19 protein-coding genes are annotated in these 16642 nt (G+C 57.8%); 8 read left to right on the top strand and 11 right to left on the bottom strand.

Features of this window, described 5'->3' with window-relative positions:
* Positions 1 to 43: 43 nt before the first annotated feature.
* Entirely contained in the window at positions 44 to 988 is a 945-nt protein-coding gene (locus tag IGS55_RS06180; RefSeq protein ID WP_230515509.1) for an SMP-30/gluconolactonase/LRE family protein, read from the bottom strand.
* Positions 989 to 1051: 63 nt separating this feature from the next.
* Positions 1052 to 1294, bottom strand: a complete 243-nt coding sequence (locus IGS55_RS06175) for an Imm32 family immunity protein (RefSeq protein ID WP_230515508.1) — start codon at positions 1292 to 1294, stop codon at positions 1052 to 1054.
* 248 nt (positions 1295 to 1542) lie between these two features.
* Between IGS55_RS06175 and IGS55_RS06170 the strand changes: the two genes are divergently transcribed.
* Positions 1543 to 1785: a hypothetical protein gene (locus tag IGS55_RS06170; protein WP_070303981.1), complete on the top strand. Its 243-nt coding sequence runs from the start codon at positions 1543 to 1545 to the stop codon at positions 1783 to 1785.
* A 46-nt stretch (positions 1786 to 1831) separates the two neighbouring features.
* Here the strand turns inward: IGS55_RS06170 and IGS55_RS06165 are convergent, their stop codons facing one another.
* Both IGS55_RS06165 and IGS55_RS06160 read right to left on the bottom strand, forming a co-directional pair.
* Positions 1832 to 2986 (bottom strand): sensor histidine kinase, encoded by a 1155-nt coding sequence (locus tag IGS55_RS06165; protein WP_230515507.1) that lies wholly within the window; start codon positions 2984 to 2986, stop codon positions 1832 to 1834.
* A gap of 561 nt (positions 2987 to 3547) precedes the next feature.
* Complete coding sequence (locus tag IGS55_RS06160; protein ID WP_230515506.1) at positions 3548 to 4060, bottom strand: penicillin-insensitive murein endopeptidase; 513 nt, start codon at positions 4058 to 4060, stop codon at positions 3548 to 3550.
* Between the two features lie 212 nt (positions 4061 to 4272).
* On the opposite strand from IGS55_RS06160, the gene IGS55_RS06155 reads away from it, so the two are divergent.
* The 7 genes from IGS55_RS06155 to IGS55_RS06125 all read left to right on the top strand — a co-directional run bounded on the left by IGS55_RS06155 (position 4273) and on the right by IGS55_RS06125 (position 10952).
* Positions 4273 to 5877, top strand: coding sequence for a sensor domain-containing diguanylate cyclase (locus IGS55_RS06155; RefSeq protein WP_230515505.1), 1605 nt, complete (start codon positions 4273 to 4275; stop codon positions 5875 to 5877).
* A gap of 134 nt (positions 5878 to 6011) precedes the next feature.
* Positions 6012 to 6851, top strand: coding sequence for a hypothetical protein (locus IGS55_RS06150; RefSeq protein WP_230515504.1), 840 nt, complete (start codon positions 6012 to 6014; stop codon positions 6849 to 6851).
* 2 nt (positions 6852 to 6853) lie between these two features.
* Entirely contained in the window at positions 6854 to 7306 is a 453-nt protein-coding gene (locus IGS55_RS27955; protein ID WP_329958111.1) for an HD domain-containing protein, read from the top strand.
* Positions 7307 to 7512: 206 nt separating this feature from the next.
* On the top strand, positions 7513 to 7905 hold the full coding sequence (locus IGS55_RS06140; protein ID WP_230515503.1) for a penicillin-insensitive murein endopeptidase: 393 nt from the start codon (positions 7513 to 7515) through the stop codon (positions 7903 to 7905).
* 83 nt (positions 7906 to 7988) lie between these two features.
* Positions 7989 to 8357, top strand: coding sequence for a hypothetical protein (locus tag IGS55_RS06135; protein ID WP_230515502.1), 369 nt, complete (start codon positions 7989 to 7991; stop codon positions 8355 to 8357).
* On the top strand, positions 8351 to 8737 hold the full coding sequence (locus IGS55_RS06130) for a hypothetical protein (RefSeq protein WP_230515501.1): 387 nt from the start codon (positions 8351 to 8353) through the stop codon (positions 8735 to 8737). Before IGS55_RS06135 ends, IGS55_RS06130 begins: the two co-directional genes overlap by 7 nt.
* Before the next feature lie 742 nt (positions 8738 to 9479).
* On the top strand, positions 9480 to 10952 hold the full coding sequence (locus IGS55_RS06125; RefSeq protein WP_230515500.1) for an HNH endonuclease: 1473 nt from the start codon (positions 9480 to 9482) through the stop codon (positions 10950 to 10952).
* A 201-nt stretch (positions 10953 to 11153) separates the two neighbouring features.
* On the opposite strand, the gene IGS55_RS06120 is transcribed toward IGS55_RS06125, so the two are convergent.
* From IGS55_RS06120 to IGS55_RS06090, 7 genes are all read right to left on the bottom strand, one after another.
* The gene (locus tag IGS55_RS06120; RefSeq protein ID WP_230515499.1) at positions 11154 to 12251 is read right to left on the bottom strand and encodes a tyrosine-type recombinase/integrase; all 1098 of its coding nucleotides are present in this window, start codon (positions 12249 to 12251) and stop codon (positions 11154 to 11156) included.
* Between the two features lie 261 nt (positions 12252 to 12512).
* A complete protein-coding gene (locus tag IGS55_RS06115; RefSeq protein WP_230515498.1) occupies positions 12513 to 13448 on the bottom strand; it encodes a phosphoadenosine phosphosulfate reductase domain-containing protein in 936 nt (311 codons plus the stop codon).
* On the bottom strand, positions 13361 to 13975 hold the full coding sequence (locus tag IGS55_RS06110; protein ID WP_230515497.1) for a hypothetical protein: 615 nt from the start codon (positions 13973 to 13975) through the stop codon (positions 13361 to 13363). Before IGS55_RS06110 ends, IGS55_RS06115 begins: the two co-directional genes overlap by 88 nt.
* Positions 13972 to 14211, bottom strand: a complete 240-nt coding sequence (locus IGS55_RS06105; RefSeq protein WP_230503788.1) for a hypothetical protein — start codon at positions 14209 to 14211, stop codon at positions 13972 to 13974. The genes IGS55_RS06110 and IGS55_RS06105 overlap by 4 nt, the downstream gene beginning before the upstream one ends.
* On the bottom strand, positions 14211 to 14357 hold the full coding sequence (locus IGS55_RS06100; RefSeq protein ID WP_230503790.1) for a hypothetical protein: 147 nt from the start codon (positions 14355 to 14357) through the stop codon (positions 14211 to 14213). Before IGS55_RS06100 ends, IGS55_RS06105 begins: the two co-directional genes overlap by 1 nt.
* A complete protein-coding gene (locus IGS55_RS06095) occupies positions 14354 to 16264 on the bottom strand; it encodes a replication endonuclease (protein ID WP_230515496.1) in 1911 nt (636 codons plus the stop codon). The genes IGS55_RS06100 and IGS55_RS06095 overlap by 4 nt, the downstream gene beginning before the upstream one ends.
* Positions 16254 to 16607: a hypothetical protein gene (locus IGS55_RS06090; protein ID WP_230515495.1), complete on the bottom strand. Its 354-nt coding sequence runs from the start codon at positions 16605 to 16607 to the stop codon at positions 16254 to 16256. The genes IGS55_RS06095 and IGS55_RS06090 overlap by 11 nt, the downstream gene beginning before the upstream one ends.
* Positions 16608 to 16642 lie beyond the last annotated feature (35 nt).

The following is a 16642-nucleotide window of genomic DNA, read 5'->3' as shown; positions in this document are numbered from 1 at the left end:
GTAGAGTAGGTCGGCTTGGCGCGCAAGCGCGTAAGCCGACATGCTATTCGGGTTTGCGCCGCTCCTGCGCCCGCTGCCACTCCAGGCCCGGGCGGTCGACGCGAAATTGCAGCAGCCGTCCCTGCACCACTTCCGTCACGTAGGCCGTACGGCCATCGGGGCCGCCGAAGGTGATGTTGCTGGGCTTGGCGCCGGGTACGCTGATTTCGCGCAGGATGCGCCCTTGCGGCGACAATTTGACCACCGTGCCCTTGCCGTAGCGCGTCACGTACAAATTGCCGTCGACGTCCACGCGCATGCCGTCCATGCCGAAATCGTCGAACTTGATCAGCAGGCGCTTGCCGCTCAGGCTGCCGTCCGCGGCGATGTCGTACATCCAGATATTGCGCTGCACGCTTTCATTTACATACAAGATCTTGCCGTCGGGGCTGACCTCGATGCCGTTGGCCGTGCCCATCGTGTCGAGCGCCAGGGTCACCGTGCCGTCGGCCGCGATGCGCCACACGCGGCCCGTGTTTTCCTTCCAGTTCGGGTCGCTCGCATACAGCACGTCGTCGGCCGTGATGGCGATGTCGTTCGGCTGCGTCATGCGCGGCTCGCGCGCGTGGATGGTGAGCGCGCGCGTGGCCGGGTCGACCAGGTAGATCGTGTGTTCCATGTAGTCGGCCAAGTACATCTGGCCCCGGCTGCCGAAGCGGATGCCGTTGGCGATGCTGGTGCCGGGCAGGGTCAGGTACACCTCGCCAGTGCCGCCGGGGCTGACCTTGCCGATGGTTTGCTGGCGCGCAAAGTTGACGGCATAGATATTGCCATCCGCATCCACGGCCGGGCCTTCGATGCCCTTGGTAAAGGAATGCGCGGGCGTGAGCGTGGTGGCGAGGAACAGCGCCTCGTGCGCGGGCGGGCTGGCGCAGGCGGACAGGTTGACCAGCGCGGCGGCCAGCACGGCCGTGCGCAGCGACGGCAGGGCGTATCGGGTATGGGACATCAGTGTTCTCTGTGTAGCAAAGGTGGCGTATGTTACCCGACGCGCGCCGGCCGGGGCGCCTGGCTAGGCGGCCACGACGACGAGGTCGGGGAAGTCGTCCTGCCAGCCGTCCCATTCGTCTTGCAGGTGGGCATGCATGCCGGCGCGCTCCTGCGCCTGCTCGAAGGTGTCCGCGCTGGCCAGCAGGAAGCGGGCGATGGCGCGCAGGGTGGCCGGGTCGGCCTCGATGGTCACGTCGGAACAGCGTTGCGGGCATTCCGACGGCGCGTCTTGCAGATAGCAGTGCAGCGATAAATGTGTGGTCATGGGTGTCAGTTGTCGATGGGCACCGCACATGATGCCACGCGCGCGCGGTATCTGTAAGGTGAATGAGCGGCAATTGACGCCGGACGGACGGAATGGAAAAAGATGCGCGACAGGACTGCGCAATGGCCGGGTTGAGGCGTATGATGGAAATACAGATGTGGTTGCCGCAAGATACTGTGACCGGCGCCAGCCGCACATCTTGCAAGTTTTTTTCGTGGTTTTGGCAGTAGTGACAACGAGGAGACATCATGGACAAACCCGAATTCATCCTGGCCGCCAAGGCCATGGAAACGCTGGAAATGTATCAAACGTTTTATGGCCACTCCAGCGAATACCAGGCGCACCAGCAGGAAGTGCTGAAACTGCTGCGCCACAAGGGCGCCTCCTTGCTCGTTTCCGAGCATGGTCCGGCGAAATTCCTGCTGGCCTTTGCCGATGCGCTGGAAGCGGCCAGCTTGCCGGGGGAATATGTGCCGCTCAGCCGCAGGTAGGACGAGCCCGTCCCGGCAGGGAAGCAGATATCTGCCGGGATAGTCCTTAGCCGCCGTTTCCCCCGCTGCTCAGCGATACCCTGGGCAGGCGCACGGTAAATATCGTACCGCTTTCCAGGCTGGACTCGGCGCCGATAGTGCCGCCGTGCGCGCTGGCGATTTCACGCGCGATAAACAGGCCCAGGCCGATGCTGGTGGCATTGGGCGCCTTGTGATCGTCGGAAATGGCCAGCTGGACCAGCGGATCGAAAATACTCTTCAGCGACGCTTCCGGGATCTGGCGGCCGAAATTCTTCACTTGCACTACGGCCGTATCGGCATCGCCGCAAGCCGTGATGGTCACCGGCTGGTCGTCGGTGCGGTATTGCGCGGCATTGTTGAGCAAATTGGAAAACAGCTGGGCCAGGCGGGCCGCGTCGAAGTCGCCGATCATCTCGCCCGTGGTACTCAGTTCAAACTTGCATTGCGGGTGAGCGGCCGAGGCATCCTCGACGGATATCTTGCAGATTTCCCCCAAGTCGCCCAAGGCGGGCGAAATGGGCATGTGTCCCCCCAGCTGCGTCCTGGCGAATTCCAGCAGATCGTTCACCATGGTTGTCATAGTGGCTGCGCTGCGGGCAACCCGTGCACCGATCTGTACCGTGGAAGCGGAGGTCGCGCTCGGCCTGCTCAGCAGCGCACCGGCCATCGTCATCGTGCTCAGTGGACTGCGCAGATCGTGGCTGAGGATGGCGAGAAAGGTATTGCGGGTGCGGTCGCTCTGCTGCGAGTAGCGTATGGCCGATTCCTGCAGCGCCTGGTCTATCGCTTCATTGAAGCGCAAGATGTCGTCCGTTGCCGTTTTCGACGTCACCGACACCTGTGCCATCCACAGCCGCAGCACGCTGGCACGCATCGCGCGAAATTCCGCCGTCAGTTGCGGCAGCGTGAAGCCGATCTGCTGGCGCAGCGAGCCATGCGTGGCGGCGGCCGTTTCCTTGCCCGTTATTTCCGATACGCCCGTGGTCGATTTCTTTTTTCGCTGCGCCGCGTTCTCGATGACGTCCATGTCGCGCACGATGGTTTGCAGCATCTGCTTGGCATGATCGCGCAATTCCGCTTTCGAGATGGCGGCCCCCGGAATGGGCAGCGACCTGGCGAAGAGTTCCCACTCTTCCAGGATCGGCTCCAGATGGCCAGTAATAAAGCGCGATAGTTTCACGGTGGACCAATGCGTTGATGGAAGAGGAGCCAGTGTACGCTGTTGATCTGAGGGATGGGGGATTGGGTTCCGCTCTGGGTGTCATATGCAGGGAGAGTCGCTCAGGCGGAAGAATTCGGCTGGATGTGCGCCGGTACAAGGAGGAGGGCCCTGGTTGTAGCTGTGCCGGGCAGCGCCCAGGCTAGCAGATTGCTCCATACATCCCTTTTCCCGTACGCAGGTCGAGTCCGAAATAGCATTCGTATGCCGCCCCTTTTGTATGAACGCAGGTAATATCTCCCCTGCGCCGCTCACGGTAGTCAGCCGAGGAATTGCACGCCTGTTCCTGTTTTATATCGGGGCCGAGCTGAGCAAACAGTTCCCTTGCCAATTCCCCTTTGACCATGATTGCCACTTTCCGGTCGTTTCGCGTGGGTGGCAGCATTTCGGACAGCGTTCCGCCGTAGATCTGATAGTCACCACGCAAGGGCCTTGGTTCGCCAGTCCACGCCCGCTGCTTGTCGGCCGCGTGTGCCGTTGAGAATAGAGCGAGCGCTATGGCGCCGCATGCAAGCCGAGTAGTCATCCATGCTCCCTGATTTCAATATGAAGATGGTCGTCGTGTCCTTTCAGAGACCGCACGCGCCCGGCACCGATCGTCTTTTGTATCTCTTCATCGTTAAAGAAGACCTTGGTGACCATTGGGTGCCGCAGAAACAGCTGTATCAATTGGATAGTGGCGCTCCGGTCATACACGCTATCAAAGCGCGACACGCGTGCGGACCGGCCTTGCAGTTTGTCCTTCCGCACGGGGCGTAGATCCATTTCAATGCCTTTTCTGTGGCTGACATGCTTGTCGTACGCTAATCCTTCGGCGATGCTGATATTCCCGATACCAAATTTCCTATCATCAATTGCCTGCCATTCACGTTCGATGTAAAAGATCAGGGATAGCAAGCTGGGGTGCGCATATTGGGCCATATGGCCGGAATTTGGCATCCGCTGCAGGTTGCCATAGACGTAATACCCGGCATCTTCCGGAGCTTGCGGCAATATAAAAAAACCGCGCTTATCCCTGGGCTGAACTTCAAGCATGGTCAACTCCGCTACGCCCAACGGTGGGGGAGTTGGCATTGTTTCGTATTTCTTTCTACCGGGAATTGTGGTGTCGCAAACTATGGCGAACACGAACCGGATTCATCAATGCCATGGCGGTAACTTTTTTATATCGTGTTCGTGACGATGTGTGAGAATGTTGCCACCTAATTGGTGCACACTTTGCCGGATATTAATGAGGGAGTGTACCCATGGCCAGGTCACGCAGCTTGCCGCCACGATTGTTGGGAGCAGGCTTCCGTGGCTTTTCCCTGCTGCCGCTGGCTATCTCATTTGTCGTGCTGGTGTGCCTGTCGCTGCTGGCGATCCAGTTATGGACGACCTTGCGCGCGCGGGAGGGGCAACTGCTTGAAGCGTCCCGTGAAAGTGCCAATCTGGCGCAATCTGTTGCGCAGCATGCCTATGACACCATCAAGGAAGCCGATACGGTGCTGGTCGGACTGGTGGAGAGGTTGGAAACAGACGGTGTTGCCGGTCTTGAACTGACCCGTATCCACAAATTGCTGGTCACCCGTGTAGCCGAGTTACCCCAGTTGCACGGTATCTTCATCTATGCCAACGATGGCAGCTGGCTTGTGAACTCTCAGAAAACGTTGTTGAGCAATCTGAATAATTCCGATCGAGATTATTTCAAATATCATCGAACGCATGCTGACCGGGGGCCGTATGTCGGACCTCCCGTGCGCAGCAAATCGACGGGACACTGGATAGTCACGGTATCGCGGCGGATCAATTTGCCTGACGGAAGTTTCGGCGGCGTGGCGCTGGCGACCATCGACATGAATTATTTCAGGCTGTTTTATGAACGCTTTTCGATAGGAAAAAAAGGCGCTATTTTCATTGCGAATGGAAAAGGTATTCTTTTATTGCGAAGGCCGTTCGATGAGAGTTTGCTGGGGCGCGATATTTCAAAGTTCCCGATATTTCATGATTACCTGCCCAAAAGTCCCGTTGGCACGGCCGTGGTCCAGTCGCGGGTCGATGGCGTGACGCGTATCAATAGCTACCGAAGAGTCGAGGAATACCCGCTGGTGGTCTCTGCCGCACTGTCGCAGGATGAGGTCCTTGCTTCATGGCGTCTTGATACGATGATTCAAAATACGGTGGGTGGCGTGCTGGTACTGCTGATCGCGTTCATCGGATACCGCGTGGTGCGGCAGATCGATTTGCGGGTCAAGAGCGAGGCGGGGCTGGTCGAGGCGCGCAATGAACTGGAAATGATCAATGAAACCCTGGCCCGCCTTGCCAGTCAGGATGGATTGACGGGTCTGGCGAACCGGCGCCACTTCGACCAGTCGCTGCTTGCCGAGTTCAGTCGTGCGCAGCGTGAAGGCAGCTCACTTGGGCTGGTGTTGATCGATGTCGACTTCTTCAAGCAATACAATGATATCTATGGCCATGTGGCCGGCGACGAGTGCCTGAGAAAAATTGGCAAGGTGGTCGGCTACAGCATGCGCAGGCCGGGCGACCTTGCGGCGCGCTACGGCGGCGAGGAAATGGTCATTTTATTGCCAGGAACGGAGCTGCCGGGAGCATTGGCGGTGGCGGAAGGCGTTCGCCAGGCCGTGCAATCGCTGGGAATCGAGCATAGCGGCAGTCCTCCCGGCGTGGTGACGGCCAGCGTCGGCGTGGCGGCTTTTATACCGATGCATCAGGAAAACCGCCCGGTCGAGCTGGTTGAGCTTGCTGACAAGGCACTGTACAAGGCCAAGGCATTGGGGAGAAATCAGGTCTGTTATGAATCTTCTAGTGAAATTGCCGCCGAGCAGGCCGCGACAGCTTTTGCGTTTCGATAGCCATTTTTGAAGATGGATGGGCGGGCGCGGCTTTGCGCTGCGTCCTGTGCGGCGCGTGCGCCAGCCTTGTCCATGTACAATCGGCAACATCCGGATCGACGTATCCGCCCCTCCACTGCGGAGTACGCTAGAGCGTGACACAAACATTGCAAACCTGGCTGCTGGCCTGGCGGGAAGCCTTCACGTGCATCGGCCTCGGACTGCGCGATGCGCGTCATGCGGGCCTGTGGTGGCGCTCCGCGCTGTGGTGCATGGCGGTCGTGGCCCTGTGGCTGGGACTGTATGGCTACTTTGGCCGTTTTTTTGTCGAGCTGAGCGCCATGCTGGCGCTGGTGTCCGTCACCGGCTTGCTGGGCCTGGGCGTGATGGATGGCGTCGGGGCACTGGCCAACGGGCCTGCTACCGTATCGCAGATGGGCAATATCGCCGGCGGCCTGGGCAGCGCCGCCAAGGCCATGCTGTCGATCGGCCAGATCGCTCTGGCATTGCTGGCGCTGGCTGCTTTTTTCTATGTCATGGTCTTTATCGTTGGCGCCATCGGCACGGCGCGCCTGCCGCTGCGCTGGCTGTTGCTGGAGCGCGCCAAGGCTGTGGCGGCGCGCCGCTATGTCGCGTGGCAAGCGCCGGCCGGCCTGGATGCATCCGCCGCGCGCCCCGCCTGGCGGCGTCGCCTGTTGCTGCTGCTTTCCTTGCTGATTCCGGTGTGGGCCATGTGCGTGCTGATCTCGTATTTGCTGGCCTGGAATGTCCAGATGATCTACGGCGCGGCGGCCGAAGAGGTGCTCGGCGCGGAACAGCAAGCGGCCTTGCGCCGCGAACAGCGCCCGGCGATTTTCGCCCTGGGACTGCTGCTTTGTTTGCTGATGCTCGTACCGGTTCTTAATTTACTGCTGCCAGCCTTGCTGTGCAGCAGCGTTTGCCATTTGCAGCGCCGCGGCTGGCGCGCAACGGGAACGTCAATCAAGGTGGATTGAAGATGACTGAAAACGCAAGACGCGGCACCCTCGAGCGCGCGGTTGAAATCGCCGCCGCCACCCATGCCGGCCAGACGGACAAGGGCGGCGCGCCGTACATACTGCACCCCTTGCGCGTCATGCTGCGCGTCGCCCCCGGCGCCCAGCGGATTGTCGCCGTGCTGCATGACGTGGTGGAGGACAGCGACGGCAAAGTCACGTTCGACGACCTGGCGCGCGAAGGATTTTCCCAGGAAGTCATCGACGGCGTGCGCGCCGTGACCAAGATCGAAGGCGAGTCGTACGAGGATTTCATCGCCCGCGCGGCCTTGAACCCGGTGGGCAAGGCCGTCAAGCTGGCGGATCTGGCGGAGAATAGCGATTTGTCGAGGATAGATAGGCCGACGGAGAAGGATTTGGAGCGGGTGGGGAAGTATCTGAGGGCGATGGGATATTTAAGGGGAGAGGTTTTTTAATATCAATGTGGCGTAACGCTATCGCTTCAACTAGCGATAAATCCATCAACGTAAGGATATTTGATCCTTCGCAATGCTCAGAAAATGCATAGCGGCAAAAATTGTCGAACGCGCGGATTTCTTTGCTAACGTGCAAGGAGTCCTGCCAGGTGGGCATCGTGCCATTGGTTTGTGCTGAGCCCGGGATTTTACATTCAGGAGTACGCATGCTGGAATTGCAGCCAAAGGATGCACGCGGCTATTTCAATCTTCCGCAAAGACCTGAAGGCGCGGGATATTACACCTACGGTACGCCGCCGAATGGCGCCGGCCAATATGCGCATCCCAAGCTGCTTTCGCTCCTGTTTTTGGTTGAGCATCAATGGCAAGGTATCGATAGCCGGAAAATTGGTTTTGGAAATATCAGCCTGGCTGATGGCGCTCCCTACAGTGAACATAAAGGTCATCGAAGCGGAAAAGACGTTGACGTCCGATTGCTTCGCAAAGACAAAATGGAAAGCGCTGTAACAAGGTTTGACACGCAGTACGACCGCGATGCCACGGCCCAGCTAATCCGCATATTTTTTGAATTCAGCTTTGTCCAGGTTATTTTTTTTTAATGATCCGACCGTTCCCCGGGTAAGACCCCTCATACGGCACGACGACCATTTTCATGTCACGATCAAGTAGCGGGACAGATGACATGACACGCCTTCTCGCTGTTTTTCTTCTCCTTGTTTTGGCTACGGCCATGGCCCAATCCGCCCCCAAATGGCTATTTTCTTACCAGCCATTCAAAGGCCGCTATGCGGTTTATGGTGGAAGCCTGAGTGATCCGCAGCCGCCGACCAGAAGAGACAAGCGCATCGCGTTCTGGATCGACGGCAAGGCGGCAAAACAGCTATTTGATGCGATGGGCCCCGACTTGCGCAACGCGTGTGGCGTGGATGGCGAATATCGCCTGCGCCAGCGGGCGGAACTGAGCTGCTCCTACCATCCCCGTGATGGCCATCACTGCGACTTCGGCTTTGATCTGCTGACCGGGCGCAGTATAGGCGGCTCCGTATGCTGAAACGCGCCAGCCTGCTATGCGTTACGCTGCTGTGCCTGCTGTTGGCGAACCAGGCCCGGGCCATATGGGAATTTGCAGAGAGGAATTTTTCAGCTTCGTACGCGATCTACGGCGGATATCTTGACGATACCGTGGCCCCGGTTGCGGGCGATACCAAAGTGGTGTTTCGTTTGACCGGAGCCGCTGCCAGAGACATGTTCGACGCCATGGGGCCGGATTTGCCCAATGGCTGTCCTGATTCACAAATACGCGTTCGTAATCGTGACATGCTGTTGTGCCGATATCGGCCAAAGGATGGCTATCGCTGTGATTTTGGGTTTGATTTGTCGACGGGCTTGAGTATTGGGGGGGCGGCGGGTGGGGCGGTTTGTGGCGATTAGTGAGGGGCGAGCGAGGGTCAGGTCCGTCATTCGTACACGGCCTGAGCAGCTGATGTTGTCGTTAGGAAAAACCGCCTGCGGCGCAAAAGCTAGTCAGAGGAATCGGAGAGGGTTGCGCTTGCAAGCGCAACCCGGTTTTGCGGCGCCGAGCTGCGCTCGCCGAAGTCCCACAAACCCCCCCGCGCCCGTGCCGGACGCGGATTCGATGCCCGCGCTCTGCATGCATGGAATAAATAAAAAGGGCCTCCCCGCCAAAACGGGGAAGCCCTTTTTATTTATTCGGTGGTGGAGACGGCGGGAATCGAACCTGCCATAAAGTGAGCATCCTTAGGTTTTTCAGCGGTTCTGATGTCAAAAAGCTGACAATGATGCTATCTATGTGGTAAAAGTATCCATGTGGAAATATTGGTTTAGTGGGGCTTGTTTGGTGAAAAACGTTTAGTTGATATGTGTCCCTTCGTAATAAGTTATATGAGTCCATGAGCCTAGTGGTGTGCAGTGGTGTTGCCTACATCATTACGTCGCCGTCGTTTTTTACCACAGCCACCTCATAATCCATCTCGAAGGAGTAACTGAGGTTTTTAATTTTCAGTTTTTGAATTTAGAAACTTTTTTATTTATGTATAATGTTAATGTAAATAATTTAAATCTTTTAGTTGTCAAATTATGGAAATGCAAAAATTTTAAATTTCTGCTGCTGATTTTAATGCAATTTTTATGAATTTTACTTAAGGGTGGAAAAATGATAGGTATTGTTGCCGAAATGGAAAAAAATCTATATAAAACACCACTTCTGATTATGGATGCACTTGAGGTTCATCCCGGTTTGATTGATGGTGCACTAACTCTTGCCCATATATTGGCCAAGAAGCAGAAATTTCTACTCGGCATTAGCATGGTTGAGCACCTCAAGAGTACGCTGCTGGAAATTTTCCCTACGCCCATCCGGCAGAATTTTCTAGAACATGGTGTCGCTGTATTAAATGATGTGGAGACTGTAAATTTAACATCTGATGATCAGTCGGAGCAATTTGTGGGAATTATTTTATTCATAGGTGCAGATGCCGAAAGGATGAAATTACTTCAAAAATTAATAGGTTCAGCCATGGTTGTGGTGTTGCCACTGACTGAAGCCGAGCACCATGCCCTTGATGTGGCTTATCCGAATGCTGGCCATGCGCGTGCACAACTGGGAGTATCTGAAGAAATTCCTGGAGGTTCGCCAGGACAGACCGATTATCAAAATGGTGCTTGCTTGGAGTGGTTTAACGGTCGTTACGACATGATAAGATTTGATCACTTTGGCACGCATTCAGACGTCGTGAATTTGGGTGAGGGTAAAGAGAAAATCTGTCGGTATTGCGGAAAAAAAGAGCCAGAAGTCAATTTTTCAAACATTTCACACGCTTTTCCAGAGCAGATTGGAAATAAGAAGCTTGTGGATTTACTGGAATGTGATTCATGCAACGAACATTTCGGCTCGACATTGGACGCTCATTATGGTGTGTGGTCACTACCTACTCGAACCACTGCGCGTATTAAAGGCAAGAAAAATAAAGTGCCAAAGTACAGGTCAGCCGATCAAAAAAATAGAGTAGATTACCGTGATGGTAAGTTGGAATTTAAGATTCCACAGGGCGATGAAAGAGTTGACTTCGATCCAGAAAATAAATCGCTTAAAATGCAATTCGAGCGGGGATCGTACATCCCTATGGCTATTTTCAAGTCTTTCGTGAAAATGGCACTTGCAGTTATGCCTGAATTGGAATATGAAGAATGCGAACATTTGAAATATTGGATTCTTGAGGAAACGCACACTTTTGAGTCATTTATGTATAAGCCTTTAAAAGTATCTACGAGATTTGTGCCAGGGCCTCTTCCGAACGACAAAGTTACGTATTGCATATTAAAACGCAAAGTCGAAGTTTTAGATTGTCCATATCTGATTTTCGTTTTATCCTATGCTAATTATGTTTATCAGGTAGCGTTGCCTATGCCGCAGCAAGATTGTCCAGATGGCGTTGGAACTCTTACGTTTTCATATTTCCCTCATCCATTTGAGACGACTGAGCATGAACGTATGTACGGACAGACACAAAGCCATACAGCAGACATGACGTCGCCGAACTTTAGAAAAGGTGAGGTTATTCCATTGAGCTTTGTATTTGAGAAAGTGGAAGAAATATCTGTTGTTGATGGAAAGCCGATTCCGTAAATTAGTGTGAAACTGCTCGTATTTCGTTTTAATGAAAAACAAGCAGTTTTAGATATGTTTATTGCTCCTTATCTATTTTTACTAATTGGTGACCTCTCCAGTGTTTGGGACAGGCGGGAGGCGGTTTCGCGGACTATATCTCTTCGCGCATGGGCATTGAAGAATCTGCGGCATAGTTTTTTTGCATGAAAAACTGGATTTTTAGGTATTTCGTAGAATTCCGAAAATACCTTCCGCCTTTGTGCCTGCGCCATGATCAGCATCCGGCATCCACCTCCCATACACCCGTGCAATCATTGTCCAGTCCGCATGCCCCATCTGCTTTGCTACCCACATCGGGTGCTCCCCGGCCGACAGCATCATGCTGGCATAGGTGTGCCGCGTCTGATATGGATTTCGATACCGCACGCCAGCGTTTTGCAAAATGCCGGTCCATAGTGTCTTGCGGATCGGCTGGTCACCCTCCCAGCGCCGTTCCAGACGCGGATTTTGAAAGACTTCCTCGCCCTTTGTCCAAGTGAATGCTTTTTGTTCCTGCAGCGCATGCATGGCGCGCTCCAGGAGCTTGACCTCGCGGCGGCCGGCGTTCGTCTTGGTGCTCTCCATCGCCTTGGAATGCTGGGTGAGGGCGCGCGTCACCATTACCACGCCGCGCACGAAATCAACGTCGGCCCAATCCAGGGCCACCAGCTCGGACGTGCGCAAGCCGGTCCAGAAGGCAAACTGCAGCAGGTTGCGCCCCTGGCCGGTTGCTTGCGCGATAATTGCCGACTGCTCCTCCTTCGTGAACGGGTCGATTTCGTCCTTCGATTGCGGCGCCTCGACCTTGGAATAGCACCAGCGTGCCAGCGGATTGACCTCGATCAGCTCGTCCTCTATCGCGTCGTCCAGCGCCTTGCGCAGCACGCTCTGGATGTTGGCCATGGTCTTGTTGGTCGCGTTCATGGGCTCCATCTTCGCCCGCACGTCTTTCTTGCGCAGCGCAGACAACATGATGGTGCCGAACCAGGGGATCAGCTGGCCAACGACGATCTTGCGATAGCCGTTGTACGTGCTGGCTTTGAGGTGCTTTTTTTGCCTGTCCAGCCACTTGTCCAGAAACGCCTCGATGGTCTGCACGTCGCCCACTTGGTCGGCGAACTTGACCGCATTGGATGATTGCGGGAACGTGGCCGTATAGTCAAAGCTGTTGGTGGCGATCGCATGCAGGATCGCCGCCCGGTGGTTCTCTGCCCGTTTCAGATTAGCGGAGGTGGGCTTGAGCGCGATCCTTTCCCTGCACCTGGTGCCGCGATACATGAAGGTGATTTCGATGCTACTTTCCGATGCAGCTTTAACACCTCGCCCGTCTCTACCCATGATTCATACCCTTTCACGTCAATTAAAATTCGATTGTCTGGCGCCTTGATCCAGACGGCGTCCTTTGGCCAGATCCCGTCCCGGATCTTTGTTCTGATCGCGTCAGGGGTATAGCCTGATTCGATGGAGAATTTAGGTATCGTCATGTAGCGAAGCATTCGCTTTTCCTTTTCAAACTGGTACCGTTGTGTGAGCACATCATCAGTCCGTGCAGCCGCAATCCGTCAGCGCATCATCGAACGGGAACAATTCACCGTGATTCATCGCCATGTCATACATCGCCTGATAGCTGGGCCTGTCCTTGCGGAACCAGCCGCCAGCACCAGATCCGGACGCCTGGGCGTTCTTTTCCTGCTGTATCCACCACAGGGCACGGCTTGGCTTTTCGCGGATCAGGGATAACACCTGGTTGCCGCCTTTCAGGAAACACAGATCGCAGTTGCCGTGCATCGTCTTGCCGCTCATATTTGGCAGGCCCAGGTCAAAATCTTGTTCCGCCCAAAACGCGCTGACGTCGGCCACGGTCAGGCCGGCCGCCGCAAGGGGCGCTTCTTTCACTTCGTGCTTGCCGTAGTCCTGATTCGCCAGCCGAGCCACGCGCACGGGTTCGTCGGCGCGCATGCCGATAAACGTGGTCCACTCGACCAGGCCTATCGACTTCAAATAGCGCTGCATCGGGCGCACCTTGAGTTCCGCCGTGCAAAAGCGTGCGACCGGGTTTGGCAGGAATTTTTTTTCGTCGTGCAGATTGGCGAACGGCTCGCCGCGGCGGCTGGCCGTTGCAAAGTCCACGATGGCAAATTCCTTGCCGCGCGCTTCGTTGCGAGGACGGTTTTCTATCCAGACGATGGGAACGCCCCAGCGCTCGCCGCAGTCGCGCACGAATTCAAGGGTCGCTTCCTCTTCCTTGCCGGTGTTGGCGAAGCACACTGTCACGTCAGCCGGCAGCGTGCCGCCGTAGGCCTGAAGCGTCATCCACAGCATCATGCCGCTGGTGCGGCCGCCGCTGAACGAAATGACGCCCGGGCCGTCGAACAGGAATGGACTGTTCATGCAGGCACCATGCAGCGTCGCGCCAGGGATACCAGCCAATGCGCCAGCTCGGCCGGCGTGTGCTCGCGTTCCGCCTTGCCGCATTCCGGGCGCCAGCCCGGATCGCCTTTACGGCGCCGCTCGCCGGCGCGGTTGCGGCCGGACGGGGCGATCACATGCGAGGCTTCGCCCAGGACAATGGGCATGGCCGGTATTTGAGCCGGCGCACAGCCGACGATGTACAGCAAGGTGGCTTTTTCGGCGCGGTGGCCAAAGGAGCTTTGGAAAATGGGCAGCGTCCAGCCACCAAATTTGTCCCGCTCGCCGATCGCTGGCAAGCCGCAGTGTGGCCACAGGGTCGAGCGCTTCGGGTGCTCGAGCACGCCGCCGAACTTGCGCACCTGGGCGACGGCCCACACCGCGAGGTCCTTTTCGTCCGGGCGCGGCTTGGCCAGGTGGCGCAGCGTACCCCAGGAGCGGCACGGTGGATGGGCCACTACCGGCACGCCACCCGGCCAGGCGCGGGCGTCGCGCTCCGCGTCCCACGCGTCAACCGCCGGCATGGTCTTGTAGATCGAATTGGCGCGCACGAACAAGGCCGCCACGGCAGGTAATGAGCAGGCCGTTGTCATGCTGGGCACCCGACAGGCGCGGCTGCTTTCTTGACCGCCTCGATGGCGCCCAGCGGCACCGCGCGGAACATGCCCGGCCACTGGTGGTCCAGCTCCACCCAGGCGTGCAGCTCGCCATTGCCCACGTCGCGGCGCAGGTCGTTGACGGTGCCGGCCTGGTAGCCCTCGTCGGTATCGAATGTCACGCGGTCGCCCAGGGCGATTTGCCGCGGTGAATCGGTCAGGGTGTTCAGCATTACGGTGCTCCTTTCAGTTTGGCGGTAACGCCGCACACGCCGAAGTGGTCGAGGGCGGCCTGGATCGCGTCGCCGCTGGAAGCGGCAATCGCGGCGTATTCAAAGCGTTCGGTTTGCGTGCGAACGATCACGGCATAGGTGCTCATGTGCCATTTCCTTTCATTGGTGTTGTGTCTGTGGCAATCACCTGCGGGAATGGACACGCTCCTATTGCGGCCATTTCGTGGATCAGTGCGATTTTTTGTTCGTCTCCGTGAATTCGGGGGAACGGACAGGCCAGGTTGTGCGCCCAGGAACACAAAAGCGCGTTCTGGTCGATGTCGCTATAGACGAATGGGGGCGCAGAAATGGGCGTGGCTGGAATTACGTCGACGGGGTGCGTACAGTTATTTACACGAGTCCGAGGAACGGCAACCCCAACAGCCACCGCGCGCGCGCCTGCGGCCTGTACCGGCGTCCACGTATGGCGCACGGACTTGAAGACCACGCCAATCAGATCGCTGCAGCGCACGCCGTAGGGCGTGATGCGTTGCGTTTCGCCGTAGCGGCCGATGACGGTTTTTTCGTCCTTGGCCAGCGTGACAACCAGTTCCTTGCGCGGCACCAGGGCGCCGCCCTGGGCGCGCAGGTATTCGGCCCAGCAGGCGCGCTTTTCGCCGTCGATTTTTTGCACGGCGTCCCAGGCGCGGCGCATGGCGGCCGGGGCTTCGCTGAGCATGCTTTCCTCGATGCGGCGCAGTTCGCGCCACACGGTGACGGGCGCACCGCCCCACTGCTGGAACTGACGGATGCCCCAGCACGCGGCCCAGGACTCGACGCGCGCGGAGGGCGTCAGCTCGACATCGCCTTCGTTGTCGGCCGTGACGACATAGCCTTCTTTCGTCTTGTGCTCGGCCACGCCGTCGATGTTCTTGGCCACGTACTTAGCGATGTAGCCGGCGGCGCTGCCCTTGGCCCAGTCGATGCGCTTCACGTCCAGGCGGCGCGCGAAGGCGCCCGGTTCGCCACGGTCGACGCGCCAGGCGTAGCGCTTCATGATGCGGATGGCGCGGCCCGCCACGTCCTGCAGATGGGCCGTCTTGTATTTCGCGGTGGGGCGAACGAACAGCAGAAGATGCCAGTGCGGGCAGCCATCGTGATGCGGTTCGGCGATACGAAAGCCGTACAGGCCGATACCACGGCGCGCCAGCGCGGAGCGGCACAGCGACGTCATCTTGCCCAAATACGCATTGGCCTCGCGCGGCGTCGAGCCGTCGAACTTGTCGTTCGGCTTGCCGCTGTGCTGCATGGCGTGAAAGCGGGACGGGCACGTCCAGGTGATGAAAATGCCCTGGTCGCCGCACTCGCGGGCGATCTGCTCGAAGCCGTTGATGCGCAACATCAGCTCACCGCGCCGGATGGCTTTATTCGCGGTCGTTTTTTCGGCCAGCTCGGCGATGCTGAATTGCTGGCCGTTCTCGTTCTGCACCAGCGTGGCGGCCAGTGCTGCCGCGTTGCGGCGGTTCTGCGCCAGGCGTGACAGCACGGCATCATTGCTGGCGTAAGGTTCGCCACGATAGTTTACGTATCCCAGGCGGATATTGCCCGCTTCAAAGGCGCGCTTGACGCGCTTGCGCAGTTGGCGGCGCCACCAGCGGGCGTCCACCAGGCGGGCGATGGTGTCGGTCATCGTGTCGAACTCAGGCAGCTCGATGCCATACGAGGCGCATTCGTCTTCCATGATCTGCAGGGCGTGCGTGTCGGACACGGCCATCCACAGCATTTTGGTCACGCCGGCCGCCGCGCGCTCGGCGGTGGCCACGATGTCCGCATCGCTCTGCGACAGATCGACGCCGGCCGGCACGTACTGCTCGGCGAACTCGCGCACAAAGCTGGTGGCGACGGATTCATAGACTTTGTACCAGGACGACCAGGCCATCTTGGCCAGGGCGGCCGTGATGACGCGGTTGCGCCACTTGTAGGGAATGCGGGCCAGCTCGGGCGCGAACTGGGCGGATCGCAAGAAGGCTTCGTGACGCTGCGGGGCAGGCAGCAGGATTTGTTTAGATTGCATTCAACAGTCTTTCGTACACACGGATAGCGGCAGAGGTGGCGGCGCGCAGCGCGATGCGCTCTTCCTCGGTAAATGAATGGATGGGCGACTCCCAGCGGTCGGCGTCCATGCCGGCGGCGATCAGCACGGAGCGGCGCGCGCCACGTGGCGACAATCCCCACGCCTGGGCCATGAAGGGCGCCAGGTTGCGCGGCTTGATGCTGCGTAGCTGGGCCTTGGCCTCGGCGATGGCGGCCAGCGCATGCCCGGCGCCTGGCGGCGTTGGCATATCCTTGTCGCGCGCGGCCAGAATCTCGGCGGCAGGCTGGAAGGACAGGTGATTGTCGATAAGGGACGCCGTCATGGTTCAGTCCTTGATGGCGCCGATGGCCCGCAGAA

It is taken from the genome of Janthinobacterium sp. EB271-G4-3-2, from assembly GCF_020858035.1.
GTDB lineage: Bacteria > Pseudomonadota > Gammaproteobacteria > Burkholderiales > Burkholderiaceae_D > Janthinobacterium > Janthinobacterium aestuarii.
Note: the sequence above shows the minus strand (reverse complement) of the source record. Positions and strands in the feature narration are given on the sequence as shown.